Here is a 26,605-nt window from a genome sequence, read left to right on the forward strand (position 1 = left end):
ATGTTTGCGAGTACGTACACCAACATCAATCGTTTCATAGAGCAAATATAGGAATTAGTGGGGTCTTGTTTAATTAAAAAACCTCGCATTTTGCGAGGTTTTTTAATATTGAATTAAGTTATTTGATTTTTTTTGCCTCAAAGTTGGTAGACTTTGCGGAGTGGGACTATCTAGATTAATATAAATTTGAAATATCAAAAGGAAACTCTATACTTATGATATCTGAACTCCCTGCTTTACTAAAAACAATATCTAATCCAACAAATAATGAATCAATATTCAATAAAAAAACATTATTGTTTTTATTGTTCTTTTTAAAGATCATATTTATAACATTCCAATCAATTTTAGTAAGACTTTTTTTCTCTATTATATTTCCAATTTGTTTAAAAGATTCGTCATCTATTTTTACACAATAATATGTTTTCAATCCATCAATAAAATTTTTATGAATACAATTGAATATATATATATTATTTTCAAATGAAACAATTGATGTTATAATGTCATCATACCAATCAATTACTTGCAATTTAGTAATTATCATTTTTATTTTGTTTAAAAATTTGTTCCAATGGAACAGGTTTAAATATTTCATTAATTTGTTCTGTTACTTTAGAAGTGACAGGCTTTGGTAATACCACTGTATGATGTTTAGGATTTTTTCCTGTTTGAACAACCTTAAAAAATGATTCAACAGTCGATTTAGGTGCACTTTTATGTTGTAAATCAGAGCCCTTAATTTTATCCTTCAACATTGTTGAAATTCCATGAGGAAAACCAGCTTCCTCAGCAGCTTTTGCTTGTTTAGCTAGTGATTCCGTAGTTTCTGCTTCCTGGCCAAATCTCACCAAACTTTTACCTGTAGAAGCTGAGCTCCCTGCTGTTTCTTGAGCAAGACCTCCTTTTACTCCAAATTTAGATGCAGCAAGACCTATTGTAACATCTAACAGGTCTCCAGCTATTGATTTAGATTGAGCTTTTGGTATTTCATAATATCCAAAAAAACCATCCCCTTGATACCTTTGATCTTTCCCAGCTATACGACTTGCTAAATTTAAAACTCCTGCTCTTGCATCTCCAATAAAACTCCAAGTATAGCTCTGGATAGCAAACCCCATTTCCAATTCATCCAATCCATTTTGTTGATAGCCTGTCGTTTGCTTACCATCTGGATCAATATATTTAATAGGATTTTGATAAGTATAAATATATGGATTTAAATTTCCCCAGAAATAGGCTCCTCCATTATGTTGTCCATCGCCGTAAAACTGAGTTTCTGTTACAGGATTGTAAACAGCCAACGGATCCACCCCATACCAAATACTCGCTCTCGGATTATAATATCTCGCTCCATAATAATACAGCCCTGTTTCTCTGTCAAGTTCTTTTGCATTGAACTTATATGGGTTATCATATACTCCTGTTCGTTGCTCCAGCATCGTCTCCCCGAATGGTAAATTTAAGAAAAACTGAGTGCTCTGAGCACTGGAATTGGTAACAAATGTTGCTGTTCCTAAGTGATCATTATGTAAATAATATAATCCTAACTGGCTGGTTGGCCCATTTAAAGCATTCAATTCTGCTGAGGAAATATCTCCTACGCCTGCTTTTTCAAGGTATGTTTTGAAGTCAACAGAAGGGTCAGGTTCTCTCATTGTTGTTCCCTGATCCGATGTTCTGAGATTTAATGGAACAAAAATATTGCTTCCATCCATCACCCTGCTTGCAAAACGGGTTGATCCTTCAAAATAATGTTTGGTATACTGCCCGTTTAAGGATACCGTTACATATGGGTTAGGATACAAGGTATAATCAGTTAAGCTTAAGCTTCCCGGATCTACTAATTCTCCGTTCTGATACAGCTGAGAACTTCCATGAAGATTGTACTTTATTGTTCTTTCTCCTTTATCATCATACGCATAATACTGATATACACCAGAGTCGTCACTATAAAATGCTTTCAAACGATCCTGCTCATCCCAGAACATCTGCTTGGCACCAAATTCATCGATATGTTTAATGGTGTTCCCATTATAATCATACTCGAAGAATTGTTGGTTTCCACTTACATTACCATCAATGATTGCCTCTACTTTATGTGTTTCCGGAATATACTTATAATTATTAGAGTAGGTATTCAATGGTTCAGGCTGCTGATCAATATGATGAACCTGCTCTTTCAATACAATTCCCCCACTTTCGTTATATTTTACTCTCTTAAGATCGAAATGAGAATTACTTTGTGCATACGGAGAAGTATTGGGTGTTGTAGGAGTTCCTCCTTTATCATTAAGCCCCATATCACTTTCTGTACCAATCAATCTATTTAAGGTATCATATCCATATTTGAAAGCATAGGTACCTCCCATTTGATTCGGAGTCACCCCTACATCATTGGCAAGACGGACAATATTTCCTCTCTTATCATACTCATAACTGTTGGATAAGAATTGAGCAGTAGGATTTAATAAACCAAAATGACTTAACCTTCTGTTGGTATCAATATATGAATAGTTGGTTTTAGTTCCGTTTCCATAATCTACATTTGTTCTCTGTTCATAATAGTCATATTTGATATTCTGAATATAATTATAACTACCATTGGTTATTTTCTTCAAATTTCCACCAAGATCATAGCTGTAAGTAAGCTGCTCTCCATCAGGATATGTCAGTTTTTTAAGACGATTCCAGCTGTCATAGACATAATCCGTTTTGAACTCCATGGTTGGAATATTGTACCCGAATATTCTGCGAGTTTCTGATATTACCTCTCCTAATTTACCATAGTTATAAGTAGTATATCCTGTACCATCTGTTTTCGTGATGATTCTTCCGGAATTATTTCCTGAATTAGCAGGCATATAATCGTAATGAACATTATTAGGATTTACTGAACCACTCGGAAGGTTAGGAAGTTCAATATCAGTAAGTCTGTTCTTATCATATTTATAATGGATCTGATGCGTCTGTATAGAAGGATCATTCATAAGGTTCGGAGTTCCAAACCAAGTCAGATGTCCTGCAGGATCATATACATAGGTGGTAAGTCCTTTATCAGGATGCAACATTTCTGTTCTTCTTCCGGCAAGATTATATTTATAAGTAGTATTAATACCTTGTGGATCAATCACTTTAACAAGCTCACCCACCTTACTATATTCAAACTTTGTAGACAGAGGATCATTATCCAGATAATTTATTTTCTCAACAATCTGTCCCTCCGCATTGGTGAAAGTCTCTATTTTGGTATGATCCAGTTCTTCAATACTTTTAAACAGATTTCCTTCTATTTCATAGCGAATTGATTTTTCAACATTATCTTCATATTTAACATTTGTAATTCTGTCAGAATGGTCATAGGTATTAGCCAGCATATATTGGCTGAGATTCAGATTCAAATTATTATCCTGAAGATCACCTTCCTGAGGCTGGTATTGATATACCTGCCTTCCCAATACATCAAATACGGGTCTTCCTGAAATAGATCTTCGTTCTATTCCATTAATATCAACATCCTTTTTCACCTGGATTAGTCTTCCCATGAAATCTGAATAGGAATCTGTGTTAATCAGGTTACCTGGATGATCTGCATCATAATGGGATGTCTTTGCACGAAATATTTTAATACTCTGATTGGAATTTGGAATCCCATAATGATCAAAATAATAGGTGTGAACTATCGTTGAATTTCCGATAAGACTGTAAGGATCATTTGCAGCAAGCATTCTTCCATAATCATCATATGCGTAATCAATTGAATTCCCTGTAATATCCGTACTTTTTATTAAAACATCTAAATAAGGATTATACAGTCCGAAGGAAATATATCCGAAGGCATCAGTAGTTCTCGCAACATACTTCCCTGTTTCCCCATCATATTCATAGGATATTGAATATCTGTTTGAGGTTTCATCAGGTGGATATGTAACCGTTTTTACATTTCCTGATGCTTCATAGGTATAATCTGTTTCAATATTCTGGGAACCATCAAATACAATATACTTTCCTATATCTCCGGTATTTGCATTAATATTTTGTGTACTTCTCTGTCTTAAAAGTGTAGAACCTGTTCCGTCATATACACTAATTTGCTTTGGTACCCCTATAATATTGTTATTTAGCTGTCCCCAATACTGTATGACTGATTTATACGAATTAGTAGGGCTGGTATAGGTATAATTTGAAACCAATCCGGTATTATAATCATACTCCATTTTTTCCGTAGTCTCTATTTGCCCGCCATTTTCAAATCTCGTATTGATCTTTTTATCCAGCAGAACCGTAGCCATTCTTCTTCCTTCTGTTCCTCCGGTATCAAAACTTTCCGTTAAGTAATTAGGATCTATTTTGGTTACATTATCTTTAAATCTATACAAACGATAGTTATAAATTACTTTAGAAATTAGCTCATCATTCCCCGTAAGTATATTACTTTCCTTAATTAATCCATTTAAGAAATAGCTTGTATTATAATACGTATCCACTTTTTTACGGTACGTACTTCCGGCAGCACTCAATTGCTCGCTGGTTACTTTTTCAAATCCAAAATTGTCTCTTTCTCTTCTGTCGTATTTAGATTTTTCAAATGTATATTTCGTTACAATATCTTTTGTTGCATCTGACTGCGTATAGTTGGTACTGAATACATCAGGGTTCAAAATTCTTACTTCATCTACCACTAGTTTAGCATGAGGATCCTGATAATTCGGCTGTGTAAATTTATAATTTACTGCATACTGTCCTTTTGTTACAGCATGAGTAACTGTTTTAAGTTTATTTGTTTTCCCAATTAATGAATAGTTAACAATGAAACCATCGTTTGTATCTACTACCAGATCCGGGAAACCATCTCCGTTCATATCTCTGAAAGTCTTCTTGGTTTCAGAAACATTGATTCCTAAATTTGCTGTCGCTCCAGCACCGGCTTTTATAAAAATAACCAGAATTGCAGGCGGAATAATTGGAATAGGTCCAAAATTCAGCATCAGATTTCCACCAAAAGATACATAACCATTGTAAGAACCTGTTTCTTCAGTAAAATCAACCTTTCCTGTTGACTTAAGCAATGGAACTGCAGTATCAAATTTGTTCCCCAGATTGTAACGCACTTTGGCAGACTGATTACTATTATCTACATCAATGATATCAACCAATCCGTCACCATTAATATCCTCATATACTATCTCTGCTGTTCCTTTAGATCCTGATCCTCCGGCACTGGCACTTATACCAAATCCAAAGCTGCTTAAAGCACTCAAATTAGCAAAAGATCCAAGACCTCCTCCTATTGAAAAGTTAATACCTCCTATTGGACGGGAACGATAAGAAGCCATATTCTGATAGAACATTGGTTCTGATAAGCTCTTTCCAAGATTTAACATTACCGTATTAAAATCAATAATTCTATCCGGTAATCCATCTCCATTAACATCCGTCCAAAATGCTCTTCCGGTATCATATGAATTAAAATATTCACTAGCTCCCGCTCCGGCTGTTACTCCAACTGACCAAGGCATTGAATTATTAGCATGAGAATCATTTCCATTTGAACCATTTACTTTAATTCTTCCGCTGGCAGAAAAGACATTAAATGAAAATCCTAAAGAATTTACTTTTAAATAGCTGTAAGAATTGGTTGGGAAATCACCAGTCGCCACCAGCTTGATGTCGTCTAAGCTTCCTACAGAGTTTGTATACTGGATAGATTCCGGATATACCATATCAGGATAGCCGTCTCCGTTCAGATCTGCAAACGTCTGTGTTTCAATACTACCATTTTTAAGAGGTAGGGTTTCTGAATTCCCGGCACTTACTGTCCCAACACTTAGACCGCTGGTTGTATTATTCGATCGGCTGCTCTGTTTCTTACTGATTGCCTTCATTGTAGAATCCAATGAAAGAGTTCCGTTCACAAGCGTAGTCGGTAAAATTGACGGTGGGTTCGGAATAGGATTCGAAAAATAATTTATTTCTTCATGATCCCTGAAAGAAGTAGCCGTTGAAAATTGTTGTCTACCTCCTGTGCCTATCCACTTATCAATTCTAACCATTGGCTGAGGGCGAGGTTTAATAATCCATTCTGAAAACGGTTTCATAGGATAGACATACTGAGATACCATATTATTTCCGGCATTAGGATTACCATTTAATGCCACACAATCTGTTAAAGCCTGCCCCGTTAGCCCTTGGCAAGTTGAATTACCGCTTGTTGCCACACAATCTGTAAGCGCTTGACCGGTCAATCCCTGACAAGCAGAGTACGTATTCTGCAAAGCAACATCCCCCGTAAATGTTTCAGCTTCAATAGGCGTTCCATAGCTATAATCTACGAAATTGTTTGGTTTATATAAAAATTGACCCCAGTTATTATAAATGGCTGATTTCATATTGTACATTGCTGTATTTACTGAAGTTGGCCACACGGTCGTCAACAAACTGGTGGTATCATAATAAACATTAAAAGGTTTTCCTTGAAAATACTCTGAGTATTTATTAAATAAGGCATATTCAGCACCTGTCTGACAATAAACCTGTACCCTAAATCCTAAATCAAAGGTAGGCTGCGTTAAGCTCCCTGTATAAATTGTTACTGGATCTATTCCCGGAACAGCCTGTCCTGTAAACATGTTCTCTTCCACCAAGGTTGGAGTAGCACCCTGTGTCGCTGTAATGGTAACTTTTCTCTTGGCAAGAACATGATTTTCCTTTTTGATTACATAATAAAAACTTCCTGTTCCCAAGGTAGTAGCATTCGCTATATCCTTATTAATCTGAACCCCAAATTCATGAATTCCGGTAACCGGAGGATTTGTTGGCGTTAATCTAATGTCAAGCTTTTCCTTAAGTTTAGTAACTGCAAATGAAGGATATTGAGCTTCAGGCTTAAAACTCATACTGATATTTCCATTTGTAGATGTAGTTGCATTATACCCTACAGAAATGGAATTCTTCCAGTTGTTAGTAAGGAAATTTGTATATGAATCTGATTCTACAATAAACTTCAAATAAACCGGTTCGTTTGCACTTACAGATATTGATCCAATATATTCCTGTGTACTGAATGGTGTGTCGCTTTGAATATAATTCTCGGAATGCAAAACAGTTACGGCACCGGTAATTGTATTTTCCTTGATCACCTTAAAGGTAAAATCATCCGTAGAAGAAGGAAAATCAATACTGGAAACAACAATGTTTGCCATTCCATCAGCATCCAAATATATCGGTGCTATTAGATTATTCAGGAAAAAGTTGTTTCCATAATTTCCATTATTCAATCGAAACTGATCCTGCTCCATGTTTCTTCCTCTCAATGCCAGCCCGGTAGCAGGATCAATATAAGTAACCGTTGGATTAGAGTCTATTTGCAGATTGTCTTCCGAATTCTTGTGAAGCCTTATATATACCTTATCTCCACTTTTCACAAATAATCTATTTGCATTATTAATGGCACCATGTACATTATATTGGGTATTTCCTGCAGGTACATTAATAATCTGAGAATAATAATCATTATATCTGGAAATCGTGAAAGACTGTGACAGATTATTAGGATTAAGCTGCGTTAAAAAGACCCTTGCATGATAGAAATTATTAGGCTGGGTACCTCCAACTACATAATCAGGGTTTGCTATCTCTACAGAATAGTATGCCTTATCCGTTGGTTTTAACACAGTGACAGGGTTTAAAGGATCTATACCACTTATACTCACATTATCATTAATAGTAATGTATCCGTCCTGAGAAGCAATCCATACTTTTACCACATCAGCAATAGGAGTTGGAGGGTATTCAGGCTCCACAATAGGTGGAACTTTAGGTCCCGGAGGAGGAATAAGAGGAGGAGCTATAGGCTTGACCTTAACCACCATATTTTCTGTATACTCTGAATGCTGGGTCATCTCAGGGCTTCCTCCTTGATTATATTTATTAAACCAAACCTTTCCATCATTTACGATATCTACTAACCCATCAGAATTTGCATCAATCAGAAAGGTGGAAGTAGTTCCTTTTGAAGTGGATGTGATGGAAGACTTGCTATATACAATTGCTCCCATATCCCACCCTGAACTATTGGTTTTTGTCTCTGTAAAAGAAAAATTACTGTTATAATTCAGAATCGGTTTAGCCGGTAAGAATGATAATTTACCATATATATCTAATTTTCCTTCGCTGTACGTAAGACCAGAAGATGTTCTATAGATCATATCCTGTATGCCATCTCCATTAAAGTCTATGAGCTGCTGTACATTCTTAGCCTCAGCTGTTGAATATCCAAAAGGAAAACCGAACATAAGGTGGCCATATGCATCATTAGAAGAATAGAAAAAATTTAATCCTGCTGCAGCTCTGAAATTAAGACCGCTTTCAGTAGAAACATTCCCATTAATTTTTGAAGGCTTCAGCATATCTCCAATAATGCTGCCATAAGGGCTGCTCACTCCATTGCTAACCTGAATCGTATTATCAGGACCAAAAATCTGATTGTTTTCTACTTCATTGTAATATTCAAAACTATAATCATCAACTATTGGAAGAGGATCAGGATATTTAATATTATATCCTTGAATATATAATCTTCTTAATCTTGTTTTTGAGAACTGTCCCTCTTCATATTCAGATTTGTAACTACGGATTTTTTGGGTCTTATAACTGACATCAATACTATTCAAAAGATAAGGTTCTACCCTTTTTACTCCTTGCTTGGCATTAATATTAATATCCTTCCTGCTTACACTATTTTCAGTAACAAAATTGACACTATAATCCTGATTTTTACCATAAGTTATTTTTTGAATATGAAAATAAGTTCCTCCATTAGCATTATTACCTGACCCGATATTAACATTCGTATTATTCTGATACGTAAAAAGCATTCTATTGCCATGGGCATCCTCTATCATTCTCAACCCCCAATGAACAATCTGGCCTTCACTATTTTTTATCACAGAATTATCACTTCCACCATAATAGCTTTTAGTACCATTGGTAGAGGTAACCGTCCATGAATAAGTACCCATACTATTTCCCTCCCTTTCTATAAGGGTAAAATCATGATTCTTTCTAAGATAAAACTGCTTTTTTCCTGTTGCATTTCTCGGTTGTCTTGCAGTTGTAATATCCGTAGAGGTTTCACTTACATTATTATGTCTGTGAGGCAGGTAGCCGCCAGGATAAACAAGCATTTCGCCATCCAAGGTGTAAAGTTCAGTTTCTTCTCCTCCAAACATAGGGGTTCCCCATCTGGTATCTACTGTAATTGCAGATAATCCCTGAAGATCCCATCCTTCACCCATCCATCCATTACCAGCGCCACTGTTGTAGCCTATCGCTAAAGAAGGCTGCAATCCTCCCAAACCAGCAGGAACCTTGATAGGATAATTCATATTAGCATCTCCTTTTTGGCTTGCTGTAGGAGCATTCATCAGCTGCATTGCAGCCATCGGATCTGCAGATTTCAGTCCACTGATACTTGTTGGTGAGAAAGCTGTCGTTTGCGGAGATTCCGGAGCGGAAATAATTCCATTGATGTAATCATGATCTCCATCTCCTTCTACCGTTACTGTTTTACTCTTCTCATCAATAACTGATTTATCTGCAACCCATTGTTTTTTAGCATAATCAAAATGGAAAATCTTAATATCTTTAGGAGAAAACAGCCCCAACCTTTTAACATCATAAGGAATGGTAATTTTTGCTTTTTTCTCCAGCTTTCCTGATACAACGGAAAATCTGTAAGCAGCATTATTCAGAGTCACATTTTTAAGTCCCTGAGATACCGCAGGAATATCTTTCTCTCTTAATTTTAAAACTTCTATATACGCTGATTCTGATGTCCCTTTTTCCATAGAAACATTCATATTTTCATAGCTTATACTGAATTCTTTATCTTTTGAGATTTCAATTCCTTTCGGTTTTGCATAATAATGGTCAACTACCTTAAAAGATTTTGTAGAAACCGGAATTTTATAGGTATTGGTTATTCCTCCTGTAATAACAGAAAATAACCCATTTGCTTTATCTTTTTCGGAAAGCTTGATTACTTTTTCAAATTCCCCTTTTTTTACAGTAACTACTTCGTTGTTAACAATAATATCAGACAATGAGCTGAAATTTCCTTTTACATACAACTGATCTCCTGAAAGTAAAGAACTTACAAGCAGATTATTCTCTGATTTTTTATTTTTGTCAAAAACGACCCGCAGGTTTTTCACTTTATATTTTACCCCCGAAGCCGGTGAAGTAAATAATATAGAATTGGAACCTGTCTTAATAAGTCCCGAATTAATAGCCTCTTTCTGATGACTCCATTTTGCACTAGGAACAATAATTCCTCCTCCTATTGCAATGTTATGATTGATAGACCTGGATACAGATTCATGAGAGGCTAAACCAAACAAATCATATTCCAGATAAGCCACTGTATTTTCTTCCACTATAGGAATATCCACTGTGAAAAAATTATCAGAAACTACATCTTCTTCCTGGTCTGTGAAAGTACCAATTGTTCCTTCTTTTTCTTTTGATGGATAAAAATTACTGATGCCATTCACAACATCATTATTAAATTCAGAAGAATCTTCCCTTCCCTTTTCTGTATTGACTAATACAGAAGGATATTCTCCTAAAAGAGTTTTTGTGGACGATTTTTCTGAGGATGTAATTAGATTAGAAGAATCTTCTTTTACACTCTGACCTGGTAAATCAACTCTTTCAGCAGTCCATTTACTCATCAGTTCTTTCTTAAATTTCCGTACCTTCTGCCTGTCTTCTTTGGTAAAGCTTGCACAAACAAACATACACGCAAAGAAACATATAAGCAGAAATGATTTCTTGGTAACAGGAAATTGATCCGCACGTATTTTCATGATATAGTTTTAATCAACGATTAATTTGAAAGTTTTTATTATTTTTTTATTTTGAGTAAGATTAATGATATACGCACTCTGAACATCCAGAGTATTCATATAGTGATTAGACTTACGATCAATATTCTCCATTTTCAAAAGCCTTCCGGTTCCATCATAAATAGAGATCACCAAATCCTCCATCGGTGGGAATGTAACCGTAAAAGTTTGTCCTTTTTTAACCGGATTTGGATAAAGATTAATTTTTGTCAGATTTAATGATAGTTCATTATTATTTGCTAATAATTCTGTCCCTGAGTTTTGGTTTTGGCCTACTCCTCCTATTTTCCTATCTTTTAAAGGACTTATGGCAAATGTAAAATGAGCGGTATCACCATTATCAAACTCATTCAGAAAATCGACTTTATTAAAAATGATATATTTCTCAACTTCGGCTCCTTGAATTTTTTGAGTACTTCCATCTGGCTTTTTCAAAAACATCCAATAGGCAATTGGTAAAGAGCCTGGATTCATCGTTTCTTTCAAAACCCTTAGGGTGTAATCGGTTTTTGAAACTTTATTCCCAATAAAATTGATTTCCCAGTTTTTTTGCAAAACATCGAATTGACCGTCATTTTTCAATGCTAATTCTTTATTATCATCAGACCAGATAACAAACTGGTTGTTATCAAAAATTGCCTGATTTTCTACATTTGTTCTTTCAATAGTGTTTTTCCCAATTGTTAAAAACAGATCAGCCTGATTAGAAGACTGTTTCTGATATAACTCATTCCCGTCATCTCTGCCCAATCCTGTTGGCTTATGCTTAAATTCTTTATGTTTTTCCGGATCCCAGATTATTTTTCCATCACTATTGTAGTACTTCCCTTTTTCCAATGAAATTCCGTACTTAATTGAAAGATAGGAATGAATTTTATTAAGATCTAAAGATTTTGCCTTTCTGGGTAGAAATACCATCTCATAAAGGTTTTGATCTTCAAATTTGATTTTTAAACTATCAGATTTTCCTTGAGTTGGATCTACTGTTGCAAGAAATGAAAAAATACTAGGTCCTTTTCTTATTTCTACATTTTTTCAGTCGTAGCCTTATAGTTATTACTTCCCAAGGATATTTTTTTTCAACATTTTCCCAAATCAATTCATCTTCTTTAGATCGATGAACAACTGTAAGAGTATGACTTTTATTTTTACTGTATTTGATATACTTTTTAAAAATTTTATCCTTAATTCCGCAATGAAAATTGAGCAGTTTTTCATCTTTACACTTTGCTGCTTCACGGAAAGTAGGAGTCGCTTTTTCCCATAGCTGGGCATCAGATCCCACCAATTGAGAATAAGCAGAGACTGAACACGATAAACAAATTATCATGAATGCTCTAGAATACAAAATTTTATGCATGATAGATAGTTTTACTAAATAGCCAGTTAGCACAGCTAACTAAAGTTTATTTTAAATAAAATGAACCGAATAATAAGAATCTATTAGAATTTAAGAATGCTATAATAAGAATAGATAGTAGTGATTGATTTTTTCATGGTATTATCAGGTAATAGTTTTTTGCAAATTTAAAAAACAAATAGAAACGACAAGCTTTTATTTAACAATTTTTCACAAAAAAGGCCGAAAGACTATCAGTATTTTCATTTCGAACAAAAAAGTAATCCAATCATATCTTTATTACCCTTTATCAGTGATAGAAATTGAATGGGTAAGCTATTAATCTCAAATCCTAAAAAAGATAAAAAAAAATGATTTTTTTAATCACGTTAAGTCCATGGTTATTAATTAGGTAAAGGCAATAAAAAAAATTTCACGAAAAATTAATTAAAAATTATCCTTCATTTTATTTTTTTATTTGAAAAAGTATTGTACCTTTGCAACCGCAAAAACGAAGTAAATATCGTTACTGATGACACCCTCGGGGCGTAGCGTAGTCCGGTCATCGCGCCTGGTTTGGGACCAGGAGGTCGCAGGTTCGAATCCTGCCGCCCCGACTGTTTTAATAGTTTTCTCAAAACTATTTAATGGGTGCGTAGCTCAGCTGGATAGAGCATCTGCCTTCTAAGCAGACGGTCAAAGGTTCGAATCCTTTCGCGCTCACTTATTATAATCAAGTCTTTACAGCAATGTAGAGACTTTTTTGTTTTTACTTAGGTCAGTATTTTAGTAAATAGGAAGTAAAAAAGGCTGCCTTTTTAAGACAGCCTTACTAAATAATAAAGCAATGTATTATCTCTTAATAAACTTATAGCTTTTTTTATCTATCATTAATAAATAACTACCACTAACTAAAGAGGAAACATTAATTTTACTTTCTTTAAGCTGTCCTTGCAACATTACTTTTCCCGCAATATCATAGATTATGTAAGCCTCATTATCTTTTGAATTTGTTACATTGATTTCCTTATCTGCCGGGTTAGGATAAAGACCAATACCAGTACCTTTTGTATCTCTATCTGCAATTACAGAAGAAATTTTGGATACGTTTGCATTAATATTTAAAGTATAGCAAGTAGAGCTATTAGCTCCATTATATCCGATAACCCTAGCATAGTATGTACCTGCTGATACGTTTGTTAAAGATACACTTTCAACTGCTGTAACTCCTTCAGATTTGCCAAGGAGACCTCCATTGGCATTATAAACATAAAGATCATAATCTACACCAATCGGGCCATTTAATTTTGCAACCAGATTTCCATTACCAACAGTAAACTTATAAAAATCTTTATCTGTTCCAGATCCTATGGCTGCAGAAATTGTTTCATTAGCATTGATAGCTGCAGCGGTAGATAACGTTTCATTAGCCTCATATGCTTTAACACATGATGGAGTCTCAGGAGTAACTACCCCAGAATCTGCCTTTCCTGTTACAATCAATGTATAATTTTGTGAGCCCCCTACTAAAGCTCCTTTATGGCTTATCTCTATAACATATTCTCCAGCTGGTACAACACCCAGATCTACTCTTTCAAAATTATCGTTATTATTTTCCGCTTTGGCATTCGTAGACCGAGAGGTAAGTACCCATGGTCTGTAAATGGTATTATCGCTTTTACGAGTCACTTTAAGATCCAAATTATTCACCAGTCTTTTTACAGCATTATTATTGAGTTGGTTTGATGTCTGAATCGCCCCGGCTCTATCATACCATGATATGGAAACAGTTAAAGGATTAATACCGTCAGACTGTACTGTAAGCGACTCTGTTGCATTATTATTCAATGTTTTGTTATCAATAATAGAATTCTTACCTTTTCCATTAATGACCTCCACCATTTTCTTTGCATTTAATAATCCCCATCCAAACATTGCATCAGGCCCTACTACTCCCGCATCGTCAGCTGTATGCAATGCTAATCCTTTGAGCTCAGCTCCCAACATATATCTTTCCTGAACATTATTATGATGTTGCTGTACTAAAGACAAAGTACCAGTCACATTAGGTGATGCCATTGATGTACCTGTCATAATTCCATAGGTATTATTACTAGCAACATTTCCATTAAACGCAACCGGAGATGTTAATTCAGTTCCATTACCTGTAATATCTGGCTTAATCCTTAAATCATCTGTAGGTCCCTGACTGCTTGAACTGTTAATAGCTACGTTTATTAAATTGCCATTTACATCAATATTAGCATCTTCCGCATTAGCAACGACTAAAACATTTTTAGATGTGGCTGATGCTGTTAATTTATCATAAAGGTCTGTTGCTCCTCCCATAGGGCTTTCATTGAGAACTCTCAAAACTCCAGCAGCATCTCTATATCTATTAAGTCCATCATTCCCTGATGCCTTTACAGCTAGGTAAGAAGGGGCATTAAACAAAATAGTATCCCAGTCACTTGACTCATTTATATAGGCTCCAAAATACCAATCTGATACTAATTCAGATCTCAATCCATAAGAGTGATTCGACAATAAAAGTCCTCCGGTAGCTGCATCTGTCATTTCAGCTGCATCAGAATTCCAATCATAAGATTCAATCTGAGATGAAGAAGCCATTCCTTTAGCAGCTGCTCTTACTCCAGCTGCACCAATAGTTCCCGCAACATGGGTTGCATGATTACTATTAAGAACCGCATTAAATGTTCCATTATCTTTTCTTGTAACTCTATTTCCAAATTCAACATGAGTATTGCGCACTGCTCCTCCATCCCAAACTCCAACTATCATATTTTCACCATTAAGATTTAATCCTAAAGAACCTCCTGTGTTAAGGTGGTTTGCTCTTGTAGATTTTGCTGCATCAACATTTTTAGTTGAATAATAAATAGGTGTACCATTCTCATCAACTCTTATTAGCTCTGAAATAGAGCCATCTTTTTCTTCAATGGCAAGAGGAATGTTATTTTTTCTTGCATATGCAACTGCCTCTACCTTATTCTGTTTAGATTTTTCAAAAAAATTGTTAGATAAGTTTTGTAATGTTTTTTGATCGTACTTTTTTGTTATTTCTCTTCTTTCAGTTTCTGTTTGTGCAAAGAAACAAGCTGAAGCAGAAAAAGTAAATAATGCACTAAAAAGGATTCTTTTTTTCATTTTTAAAATTTTAATGATTAATTATATATAAATACAGCGCTGTTCAAAATTTTTTTCATTTATATTTCTTCCATAAGAACTCATATTCAATATTTTAAAATTCTTAAAAAAATAATATCTTAATCAACAAATCCATACACCAAATATTATTGTACTTGCCGATTCAATACGGTTTAAAGAGAAAATCTTCGTCTAAACATATAACTACATTCTTATAACTATCTCTTATGATTTCTCCATTTATAAATTAAATTCACAAATAAAAAAAATAAAATAACAAATCATTATAAACCATAAAGACGGTAATAATTTTATCAAATTATCACTATAACAGCAAAATAAAAACAAATAAAAATGAATACATAACAAAATAATAACTATTTAATAAAAATCACATTTTAAGATATAATTAATCAAATTATATTAATTTTTAAACCAATAAATCACAAAAAAGAGAATTTAATACTATATAGTACCTCTTAAAAAAACAAAAAACTGGTTAAGAATTTTAAATATATTCCCCATTTGGTTTTTTTTTATAACGTTTCTCTACATTCTACTGAAATATTATTAAAAAAACTTACTAGTCTTTAAAAATGAATACATAATTACAAAACCTTATAAAACAAAAAAGAGGCTGTTTCAAAAGTGAAACAGCCTCTTAATATATTCGGAATATATTATTTCAATTTGTAAGAACTTCCGTTCCAAAGATAGGTTTTGGAAGAGTTTTTTTTCTTTTCTCTGTCTTTTTCATCTACTTCCATATCTTCCACTTTCAGGATAAATGTGTTGGGAATTCCTCCTTTATCATTTGGAAAAACGTATTCTTCACTGTGATAGTATGCACCGGCATCTCCTACGTTTGTTAACTGTGGAAGTGTAACCAGTTTTTTATCTTTAAAAAGAATATACTGATCATAGCTTGCAATTCCACAAGCTTCTCCGGAAACCATTGCTTTTAAAGTAAACTCAACATTTTGAAGTTTGTGACCACTTTCAATATTGAAAGATGCGGAGTTCAACTCTTCTCCTCTTCCTGTGTCGAAATACACCTCATCAATAAGCGTATTTCCTTCCATTACTTTTATTCCCGCAATGTTTTGTTTTTCGATCTCATTGAATTCCTTATTCTTTCTGTCAATGGTTTTGGAAAGTCCAAAAAGGAAATCATACCCATTTTTGTTTCTGTAGCCTACACAAAGATTGCCTCCCCAGATATACCCTTCCTGTGTATTTTCTCCCTTCTGATAAGAGATTTTATACCAGTTGGCATTTCTTTCTCCCAATTTCAGGACTATATTTTCTTTTTTAAGAATCATAACCTGCTGATTGGTCTGCAGCGAATCTACAATCTGAGCATTCACTCCGGGATCCAGTCTCACACGAGTCCAGTCTGTAAAAATCTTCTGGGTTTTATTTTCCTCAAAACCAAAGACACCATCTGCATATACTTCATTTTCCTGCGCTGTAAAAAACTGCAGCATTAGTAAAAATAAAGCTGTCCATAAAGTTTTCATAGTTATATTTTGTTTTTTGTGTGTTATTTTTCAAGCAGAAGACTTACCCATTCTTCACGCTGTAACTGTTTTTTCAGTTCAAGCCTACTTTCTTTACATACTTCCAGAATATCATCCACGTCAAAGAAACATAGTCCTGAAAGCAATAGTTTTCCTCCTTCATTCAATACTGAAACATAAGTCGGGATATCTGAAATCAAAATATTCCTATTGATATTGGCCAAAATAATATCAAAATTTTCTTTTCCTAAGTTTTCAGCAGTTCCCTGTTCAATATCCAGCTCTACACTGTTTCTTACGGCATTTTCTTTTGAATTTTCTACTGACCATTCGTCAATATCGATGGCTTTTGTATCTCCTGCTCCCTGCTGTTTTGCATAAATAGCCAGTACGGAAGTTCCGCATCCCATATCCAATACTTTTTTACCATTGAAATCAATATCCATCATTTGCTGAATCATCAGATGGGTAGTGGGGTGATGCCCTGTTCCGAAAGACATTTTAGGCTGAATAATAATTTCGTGCATTCCCGGTACAGATTCATGGAATTCTGCTCTGATCAATACTTTATCATCAATATTGATGGGAGAGAAATTCTTTTCCCATTCTTCATTCCAGTTGATGTTCGGCATTTCTTCGAAAGAGTATTCTATTTTTACATTTTCGTTTTCAAAGATTGGAAGTGCTTTCAACTGATCTTCGTGAAACAAATCTGTCTGTATATATCCTAAAATCCCGTCAATTTCTTCTGTAAAGCTGTCAAAACCTATTTCTATAAGCTCTGCCATTAATATCTCGTTCCAAGGTTGCAATGGAGAAATCTTGAAATTGAATTCTAAATAATTTTGCATGTGAATAATTTGCTGCAAAAATACTAATGTTATTACGGTTAAAAAATGATGGGGGAATTTTTGGCTGAAACCGGGGAGTTTTTTGTGTTTTTTTGAATGGATGCTATGGAAAAGTTTATTTGTGATTTTTTCCCACATATTGCACGGATATCACAGATGATTGCGTATATTATATTCAATAGGGATGGGCTTTAGCCAAAACTTATTATAAAAGACCTGGAAATAAATTCTCAAATTATTTTTATTATGTAGATTTTTTTGAAATGCAAAAGATTGTAAATTTTGGCTAAAGCCCAAATGGAAGCGTAAAAATAAAGCGGGCTTCCTTCGTCTACGCTCTGGATTACTGCCCGCTCCTACTGAATTTCATTCTCCAAGGAAGTTCAACGTTTCTTTGCTGAAAGCTTTAAACTTTAAACCGAGAACCTTAAACTCTAAACCTTGAACTTTAAATTTTAAACCCCTATTATGGATTCGTAGAGAAAATAGAACCGTTTGCAATTAATGCTCTTCTGTTCATTTTCAGGATATCTCTTACCCATTCTGCGAAGTCTTCCGGCTGTAATACTTTGTCAGGGTTTCCGTCTGTAAGTCCTCCCTGGATGCTCATATCGGAAGCAATAGTACTAGGTGTTAAAGTGATGACACGGATATTTTGTTTTCTCCATTCAGCCATCATAGATTGAGAAAGAGATACTACAGCTGCTTTTGAAGCGGCATATGCGGACATATTCGGGCCACCTTTAAGACCTGCAGTGGATGCTACGTTGACGATATCTCCTTCCCCTTTAGCTTTCATGAATGGATGAGCTGCTTTTGCAGCATAATATACTCCGAATAAATTGGTTTTAATCACCTGCTCCCAAGTTTCAGAAGGCATTTCTTCGATGCTTCCAAAGTCTCCGATTCCTGCATTGTTGATCAGAATATCAATTCCTCCCAATTGTTCTGCTAAAGATTCAATTCCAGCTTTTACCTGAATTTCATTGTCTACAGAAAAAACTGCGTAAGCTGAGTTTACTCCTAATTTTTTGATTTCTTCAACCGTCATTTTAAGGTTTTCCTCGTTTCTTCCTGTAATGGCAACGTTTACTCCTTCATTGGCTAAAGCTAATGCTACGGCTTTCCCTAATCCTCTTCCACCACCTGTTACGATGGCATTTTTTCCGTTTATATTCATAGTAATGATACTTTTCTTACTACAAAGTTACGAAAGAACATTTTTATGAGCGGGTGAAAACACAGATTTAACTTATATTTTATACAACCACAAAAGTCACAAAAGATGATTACTATTGAGAATATTTAAAAATTGTAATCATGCTGCATAAAAGTTTCACATAAGTTAAAAACGAAGATTTTTATAAAACTTAAATGCGCTTCTTACACCCAAAGTTATAGCGTAAAAAACTTTTGTGACTTTTATGGTTAATCCAAACCTCAACAAAAAATTAAAACCGGCTCATAAGAACCGGTTTCAAAATCTAAAAAAGGTATAGTAAAAAAATAAAATGCTTAAGGAATCTGAATGGCATTCTGAACTTCAAATTCTTCTGAAGCTGAGAATTCATTGCCATACATGTCAACAGCTTTCACCTCAACTTTATGTTTTCCTAATGCTAATTTTTTCGGAAAATCTGCTTCCCAGATATGTTTTGACATTTCAGGGTTGGAAGGTCTTCTTCCCGGAAGAATTTTCTCAGTGGAGTCCCATTTGAAAACGGAAAGGGCAAAATTCGGGTCTATGGTTTCGTCGTATTCCATTTCTTCCCATTTTCCACCGTCTATTCTGTATTCTACTTTGTCTTTTTTGCTTCCCATGAAGAAATTTGCCAGTACTTTTGCTGAGGTTCTTGAGGAGGGAATTACTTTCGGTACATATAATTTGATCTGATACTCTTCAGGTTTTCCAGCTGTTCTGTATTTCACTTTATACTGATTGTCTGTAAAGCTTATGAAAGAATAACCTTTTGCCGTTCCATCTCTCATGGTTGAGGTAGGAAGTCCTGCATTATCAGGAGTACCGGAATACCAGTCACCGCAAGTTGTTCCTACGTTATATTCGTGTAATTCTTTAACTCCGTTCCACCCTGCTTTTTTGCCGTAGAAAATCTGCTGCTGAATATGGGTATGAGCTGATAAAAGCAATACATTCTGGAAAGGATTTAAGAAATCAAATAATTTCTGACGGTCTGCATTTCTGAAATTGTCTTCATTTTTATGTTCTAATGGGATATGGAACGATATTACGATCAGTTTATTTTTATCCACCAGTTTCAAATCATTTTCTATGAACTGAAGCTGGTCTTCGCGGAAACCTCCCCAATATCCTTTCCCATCTCTCGGGTCGGGATAAAGAATATCGTCCAGAATGATGAAGTGTACATTTCCATAATTGAAAGAGTAATTGGCCGGACCAAAATTGGATTCAAATGTTTCATCGGAAAGCCTGTCTTCTTTTGCATCATAGTTCATGTCATGATTTCCCATTACGTTGTACCAAGGCAATCCAACTTCTTTCATAACATCTGCATAAGGTTTCTGAAGACTTAAATTATCTCCTACCAAATCTCCCAAGCTAATTCCCAACACTGCGTTTTTCTTGGTGTTTTTCACTTCGTTTACTATTCCTCTCTTGAAGTAATCCAGTTCTTTTTCTGTGTAAGGCTGCGGATCTCCGAAAACAAGGATATCAAAGTTTTTATCTTCTTTTTGTGGGTAAAGCGGGAAGTTCAGTTCTTTGGGAAGATCACCTGTGGGAGCTACTCCTTTGTATTTAAAATCTGCCGGAGAACCTTTTGGCTTGTGATGGTAGTAGAATTGTGGAAGATTGTTTGCGTTTAAAGCCGTTTGATAACCTGACGGTTTGATGATAAAAATCGTCTGATCTTCCTGAACCGGCAGGCTGTACCTTCCGTTTTTATCAGTAAGAACTACCTGAACACCGTTGGAAACAGCTACTCCTTCTACTGCTTTTTCACGGTTTTCTTTCTTTTGATTTTTGTTGCTGTCTTCATAAACATATCCTGAAACAGAGGTTTGTGAGAATGCCATTGCTGAAACGAACATACAAGGCATTAAAAGTTTTATATTGATACTCATCATTTTTAAATTTTTAAATTATTTTAATCTTTAAATTCCAAATTATTTATTCCACCACATTTTTACGTTGATGTTATCTCCACCCATAGATTGTACGGCTGCGTTATAATTATCAGCATTCATCACTTTTGTTGTGGTAGGATACATAAATCTCACAGGCATCTGTCCTCCGTTCTGAAGTCCTCCGTTATTAGGCAGTACCGGCAGTTTTGTACGTCTGAATTCATACCACTGCTGATGATCTACAAAAAACAGAGAAATGTATTTTTGAAGCATAATTTTTTCAAGAGAACCGTCATAAGCCACTTTCGTATTGCTGAAATAATTGGCCGGAACCGTTGCTCCCCATTGTTCAATGATAGATTTCACCCCTGTTTCGTAATAAACCTGTTGATTTCCTGGTATGATTCCTCTGTTGACCAATTCTGCCAGAATAAACTGAACTTCAGAATAGGTCATGATTAATATCTTTAAAGGTGCTTTAGCAAGGTTCTGATTAAAGTTGGAAGGCTGATAGTTGAAAGCCGTTCCCAAAGCATATCCTGAAGGAGCTCCTTTATATCCCAAATCTTCTCCTGTGGTGGCTTTCGCTTTCGTAAAAAACATACTCATCCTTGGATCGTTATTGTCTTTCATGGCATTGACAAAGAATTCTCCTGCGGCTCTGTACGCTGTAAAATCCTGTGGACGGGCAATTGGCGGCAAGTATGGAGATACTCCCGAAAGTGGTAATACGGCACTGTCTGCATTATTCTGAAAAATGGGATATTGAGCCGGATTGTTGACAATCTCCTGAATTCTTTCATATACATTTACTTCTCCGTTTCTGCTTAGAATTCTGGTCAGTAATCTTAGTGAAAGTGAATTACAGAATTTTTTCCATCCTAAAATTCCTGTCTGACTATTGGTATTGGCATTGTAAAACAAATCTGTTTCCGTTAATGCCTGATTGGTGTTGAATAGTGAATTGGCGGTTTTCAGGTCATTTAAAAGCTGAATGTAAATATCTTTCTGCTTATCATATTTCGGTTTCAAAATATTGTCTTCAATCTTCACTGCTTCAGATAAAGGAACGTCTCCAAATGCATCAGTAAGGTTGGAGGCAATCCATGCATTTAAGACTAATGATATGGCCAGATAGTTATTATTCTGTTCTTTTGTGGCATATTTTCTAAGGTCACTTACCTGTTTAAGCCATTTATAGGAAGTATTCCAGTAGCCGTTACCGCTTTTTTCGTCCATATAATATCTGCTGTAGGTATTTCCTTCACTCGGAAAGTCTAAAGCGATCTGCATAATATCGAAAGTAAAGTCATCTGATCTGTTGTATCCGTAACTTCCCATTTCATATTGTATGGGGGCAAGAAGGCTTCCTACCGACGGATCTTTGATCTTGCTGGTATCTGTATTGATTTCCTCGAAAGTTCTGTCGCAGGACTGAAGCATAAACACCGAAGCAGTCAATGTAAGATGTATGATTATTTTTTCATTTTTAAAGATTTTAGAATTTAAGATTTAACTGAAAACCGACTGTTCTTGCTGTAGGCAGCTGTCCCATTTCCACTCCAGGAGTGATGGTGGCATTATCCAGCGTGGCTACTTCAGGATCAAACATTGGGAACTTCGTCCACATCCACAGATTCTTCCCGAAAATGGCAATCGTAAGATCATCAAGCCCTAAAGATTGTATGGTTTCTTTCGGGAAAGAATAGGCAATTCTGGCATCTCTCAGCTTAATAAAGTCTGTACTGAAACTGTTTGTTTCTACGTTGGCTCTTCTGTAATAATCTCCATAATAGGATGAAGCGGTTACTCCTTTTGTATTCGGGCTGTAAGATCCGTCAGGGTTTTGAATAACGCCATCTCCTACAATCATTCCGCCAGGATTATCTCTTCCCGGAAGGGTAGATTTCAGCTTGCCTTGTTCAGACATTTTGTGATGCGACTGCGAGTAAGCAATACCACCGTATTGACCATCAAAAGAGAAGCTTATTGTAAAGTTTTTAATTCTGAAATCATTCTGAAGACCTGCTCTCCATTTCGGGAAGGCATTTCCTACTTTTTCAATATCTGCCGGTCTGGCAGGAAGTCCGTTGTCTCCGTAAATTACTTTTCCGTCTGGTGCTCTTAATAATTTAAATCCATACATATCTCCCAGCGAACCTCCTACTTCCATTTTATAAAAGACAACATCTCCTACGTTGGAAACAATTCCGTCAAATCCTTAAGGTAATGTCATCACTCTGTTTTCGTTAGTAGACCAGTTTCCACCTACTTTCCAGGAGAAGTTTTTACCTTTTACTGCCAGGATATCAGCTGAAAGTTCAAAACCTCTGTTTCGTATTTTTCCTGCATTGATTATCCTTTTGAATATCCACTTTCGGTAGGTAACGATACAGGGATAATCTGGTTTTCACTGACATTCTGATAAGCGGTAAGATTAAGATTCAATCTGTTTTTGAAAAGACTGAAATCCATTCCGGCTTCAATATTGGTATTTTTTTCAGGTTTAAGGGAAGGATTATTAAAAGTGGTAGGTGCTATTACGCTTCCTGTAATATTGCTTCCAGTATAATAGTTATCCAGAAGATAAGGATCGCTGTCTATTCCTACTTTTGCCCATGAACCTCTCAATTTCCATAAATTCAGATTATTACTTTTGAGATTAAATAGATCTGAAAGAATGAAACTGGTACTCACCGAAGGATAAAAGAAAGATCTATTCTGTTTTGGAAGTGTAGAGCTCCAGTCGTTTCTTCCGGTAATATCTACAAATACCTTATTGTCATATCCAAGGGTAAGTAATCCGTAAACGCTGTCTACATGCTTATCTCTTGGTGCCGGATATTTCACCGGAATGTTAAGAGCGTTGGTAAGACTGTATTCACCAGCGGTTTTTAATCCTATTGCCTGAAAATCGATCATCAGATATTCATTGTAACGGATACTTCCTCCTGCTGATGCGGAAATACTGAGTTTATTCCAATCTGCTTTGTAAGAGAATAAAAGGTCATTGTTGTACTCCTGATTTTTGATGAATTGCTCTCTATAGAATCCTTTCAGATAGTTAGCAGAACTCCACGGTCTTTTGGTGGTTCTTTTTTCGTTAAGAATTTCAATTCCTGACCTCAGCATTAAGCTGAAATTTTTATTAAACTGATAATCTGCCGTGATATTTCCTGTGATGGTTTTCTTTCTTACTCCATTCAGCATTTCGTAAGCGATCAGATAAGGGTTATCGATATAGGAACTGAACGGATGGATCTGATCAACTTGTTCCTGTCCGGGTTTCCAAATAGGTCTATACCATTCAAGATCAACATTTGGATTTTGAAAAATCATGAAATAAGAGATCGACTGGTTGTTGTATCCCGTCGCAGGAAGATTGTCACTGGTAGTAGTGTTATAAGCAAATTTGGTTGAGATTTTTAATTTTTTAGTCAGCTGGTGGGCAAATGACAAGGCAAAATTGAACCTGTCAAAGCCTGTATTGGGCATCATCCACTCATTATTAAGATAAGTAAGTGAAGATCTGAAGCTGGTTTTCTCGTTGGAACTTTCTACGGAAATACTGTTGGAATAGGTAGAACCTGTTCTCCAGAAACCTTTGATATTATCTTCGTAAGGTCTCCACAACTGTCTGTCTTTACTTTGTCCTTGTACATTAGGATCATATTGGAAGTAATGCTGTCCGGCAAATTTAGGTCCGAAAGCACTACTTGTACCACCCGTACTCGGTCCGTCTGCGGAAAGACCGTAAGAGTAATAAAAATCTCCGGCAGTATTTTTTGCCTGTGTTCCCTGTCCGTATTCATATTGCCAGTCCGGCCATTTCAATACAGAATCAAAACTGGAGGAAGAATTAAAAGTAACTCTCAGTTTCCCGTTCTTTGTTTTACCTGATTTTGTGGTGATCATTAAAGCACCATTGGCGGCACGAGAACCATATAATGCGGCTGCAGAAGCTCCTTTTAAAACGGTTACAGATTCAATGTCATCCGGATTGATGCTGTTCAGTCCGTTTCCTAGATCAATAGGAACATCCCCTCCGGAACCTGCTCCGTAAGCTGCTGTACCGGAACCTGTGGTAGAATTTCCTAATGGAACGCCGTCTACAACAATCAGGGCATAGTTGTGATCCATCATGATGGATTTTTCTCCTCTCAAAGTAATTCTGGAAGTTCCAAGCGGTCCTGCTCCGGCAGTCTGAATTTTAAGACCTGCCACTTTCCCTTCCATGGATTGTGCCCAGTTGTTATTTTGGGTTTCCTCAAATGTTTTGGCATCTACTTTTTCTGCTACATACCCCAAAGCCCTGTCGTGCCTCTTGATTCCCAAAGCAGTAACTACTACTTCATCAATTCCTTTAATGGTGTCTTTTTTAACTTTTTGCTGAGCTGCCAGATTGACGCTGACGAATCCTAACATCGACAAAACCAACAGTTTCTGTGTCTCTTTACGCATTTCCTTTTTGTTTGCGCAAAATTAGACTGACATTACAAGGATCACCTTAACACAGTTTTAACGTTTCTTAAAAATTTATTAAACGGTATATTAATCTACCCTTAATAACATTATGTAAATAATTGATTAATAAAAACTTGAGTAATTAAGTATTATTAATACCCTTTCACAGTCGTATTTATGTATCTTATTGTCTTGTCCTGAGATAATACCACACAAAACACATATTCAATTGATTAACAGCAATATAATTAATTTCAAAATTCAAATATTTTTTGATATCTGAGATAATTATTGACTAAACTCTTTAAAAAATGAAAAGTCTGCCTCTTTTTAAGGGGCAGACTTTGTAAATTGTTTATTATTGGAAGGTGTTGTAAACCACCCCGTCAAAAATTCTTTGAATTTTTGCCACCCCTCCGGAAGAGGGGAATATTTCGTCCTTCGGTTGTACTCGTTGTGAAGGATATTCAATTGTTATTTATTCTTTAACTGATCAGGAATATTGGTGGTTACGAAACCGATTCCCTGCTTTTTTAATTCGTCGTATACGGCAACGTCATTTACTGTCCAGGCATTGGTGATTAATCCTAGTGCTTTTGCTTCAGCAATCCAGGTAGGATTTTTCTGGAAAACGCTGTAATGGTAGTCCATTCCGTCTAATCCTTCTTTTTTGATCTGTTCAGGAGAAAGTTCACCGTTCAGATACTGCACTTTAAAGGCAGGTGCTAGTTTTTTGATTTCTTTACAGATATTAAGGCTGAAAGAAATAAATTCACTTTGAGATTCCAGCTTCATATCCTTGATCATTTTGATCGTTTTTTGAGTGATCTCATTTTCAATTTCCGGAGTTTTGGCAGGTTTTATTTCAACGATCAGTTTCAGAGATTTGTCTTTTTTTCCTTGTTTCAAATAGTCTTTTAAAGTAGGAAAGTTTTCTCCGTTGGATAATTTCAGTGCTTCCAGTTCTTTGAAGGTAGCTTCAGAAATTTCCATTTTACCGTGATGCTCATCATGGTTGATCACCAATACACCATCTTTTGTCATTCTCACATCAAATTCGGATCCGTAAACTTTTAATTTCTGCGCATTCTCCAATGACTGAAGTGAATTCTCCGTTGTAGCAGGCTGAGCCTGGAAATATCCTCTATGGGCAATAATCTGGGTTTGTGCTTTCATCATAACTGTACTTAAAACTGCTAACCCTAAGATAAAATTTTTCATAATATAATTTAGATAATTAAAAAAGAAGTA

Annotated in this window: 13 protein-coding genes and 2 tRNA genes; 2 read left to right on the top strand and 13 right to left on the bottom strand. The window is 35.5% G+C overall.

The genetic code is table 11. The annotated features are described in order from the left end of the window. Positions 1–175 precede the first annotated feature (175 nt). The 4 genes from BOQ62_RS22050 to BOQ62_RS22065 form a co-directional block, all read right to left on the bottom strand. Positions 176–547 (bottom strand): hypothetical protein, encoded by a 372-nt coding sequence (locus BOQ62_RS22050; RefSeq protein ID WP_129042456.1) that lies wholly within the window; start codon positions 545–547, stop codon positions 176–178. Then, positions 534–10,868 carry a SpvB/TcaC N-terminal domain-containing protein gene (locus tag BOQ62_RS22055; protein ID WP_129042457.1) on the bottom strand — a complete coding sequence of 3,445 codons (10,335 nt, stop codon included), beginning with the start codon at positions 10,866–10,868 and terminating at the stop codon, positions 534–536. The genes BOQ62_RS22050 and BOQ62_RS22055 overlap by 14 nt, the downstream gene beginning before the upstream one ends. Before the next feature lie 9 nt (positions 10,869–10,877). Continuing rightward, positions 10,878–11,825, bottom strand: coding sequence for a T9SS type A sorting domain-containing protein (locus BOQ62_RS22060; RefSeq protein ID WP_129042458.1), 948 nt, complete (start codon positions 11,823–11,825; stop codon positions 10,878–10,880). Positions 11,826–11,913: 88 nt separating this feature from the next. Next, positions 11,914–12,267, bottom strand: coding sequence for a hypothetical protein (locus tag BOQ62_RS22065; RefSeq protein WP_129042459.1), 354 nt, complete (start codon positions 12,265–12,267; stop codon positions 11,914–11,916). Positions 12,268–12,788: 521 nt separating this feature from the next. On the opposite strand from BOQ62_RS22065, the gene BOQ62_RS22070 reads away from it, so the two are divergent. Together BOQ62_RS22070 and BOQ62_RS22075 are read left to right on the top strand one after the other, a co-directional pair. Continuing rightward, a tRNA-Pro gene (locus BOQ62_RS22070) sits at positions 12,789–12,863 on the top strand. Between the two features lie 32 nt (positions 12,864–12,895). Next, positions 12,896–12,969, top strand: a tRNA-Arg gene (locus BOQ62_RS22075). A gap of 129 nt (positions 12,970–13,098) precedes the next feature. Here BOQ62_RS22075 and BOQ62_RS22080 read toward each other — a convergent pair. The 9 genes from BOQ62_RS22080 to BOQ62_RS22115 all read right to left on the bottom strand — a co-directional run bounded on the left by BOQ62_RS22080 (position 13,099) and on the right by BOQ62_RS22115 (position 26,575). Continuing rightward, positions 13,099–15,414 carry a S8 family serine peptidase gene (locus tag BOQ62_RS22080; RefSeq protein WP_129042460.1) on the bottom strand — a complete coding sequence of 772 codons (2,316 nt, stop codon included), beginning with the start codon at positions 15,412–15,414 and terminating at the stop codon, positions 13,099–13,101. Positions 15,415–16,094: 680 nt separating this feature from the next. Next, on the bottom strand, positions 16,095–16,934 hold the full coding sequence (locus BOQ62_RS22085) for an SH3 domain-containing protein (protein ID WP_129042461.1): 840 nt from the start codon (positions 16,932–16,934) through the stop codon (positions 16,095–16,097). Between the two features lie 23 nt (positions 16,935–16,957). After that, positions 16,958–17,785: a 50S ribosomal protein L11 methyltransferase gene (gene prmA / locus BOQ62_RS22090; protein WP_129042462.1), complete on the bottom strand. Its 828-nt coding sequence runs from the start codon at positions 17,783–17,785 to the stop codon at positions 16,958–16,960. 466 nt (positions 17,786–18,251) lie between these two features. Then, positions 18,252–18,965: a 3-ketoacyl-ACP reductase gene (locus BOQ62_RS22095; RefSeq protein ID WP_077415804.1), complete on the bottom strand. Its 714-nt coding sequence runs from the start codon at positions 18,963–18,965 to the stop codon at positions 18,252–18,254. 335 nt (positions 18,966–19,300) lie between these two features. After that, positions 19,301–20,863: a calcineurin-like phosphoesterase C-terminal domain-containing protein gene (locus BOQ62_RS22100; protein ID WP_129042474.1), complete on the bottom strand. Its 1,563-nt coding sequence runs from the start codon at positions 20,861–20,863 to the stop codon at positions 19,301–19,303. Between the two features lie 66 nt (positions 20,864–20,929). After that, positions 20,930–22,333 (bottom strand): SusD/RagB family nutrient-binding outer membrane lipoprotein, encoded by a 1,404-nt coding sequence (locus BOQ62_RS22105; RefSeq protein ID WP_164976824.1) that lies wholly within the window; start codon positions 22,331–22,333, stop codon positions 20,930–20,932. A 55-nt stretch (positions 22,334–22,388) separates the two neighbouring features. Beyond that, a complete protein-coding gene (locus BOQ62_RS23745) occupies positions 22,389–23,063 on the bottom strand; it encodes a hypothetical protein (protein WP_228414464.1) in 675 nt (224 codons plus the stop codon). 182 nt (positions 23,064–23,245) lie between these two features. Next, entirely contained in the window at positions 23,246–25,351 is a 2,106-nt protein-coding gene (locus tag BOQ62_RS22110; protein WP_228414465.1) for a SusC/RagA family TonB-linked outer membrane protein, read from the bottom strand. A 477-nt stretch (positions 25,352–25,828) separates the two neighbouring features. Then, a complete protein-coding gene (locus tag BOQ62_RS22115) occupies positions 25,829–26,575 on the bottom strand; it encodes a glycerophosphodiester phosphodiesterase family protein (protein ID WP_129042464.1) in 747 nt (248 codons plus the stop codon). Between the last annotated feature and the right edge of the window lie 30 nt (positions 26,576–26,605).

It is taken from the genome of Chryseobacterium sp. CH21 (genome assembly GCF_004119445.1).
Lineage (GTDB): Bacteria > Bacteroidota > Bacteroidia > Flavobacteriales > Weeksellaceae > Chryseobacterium.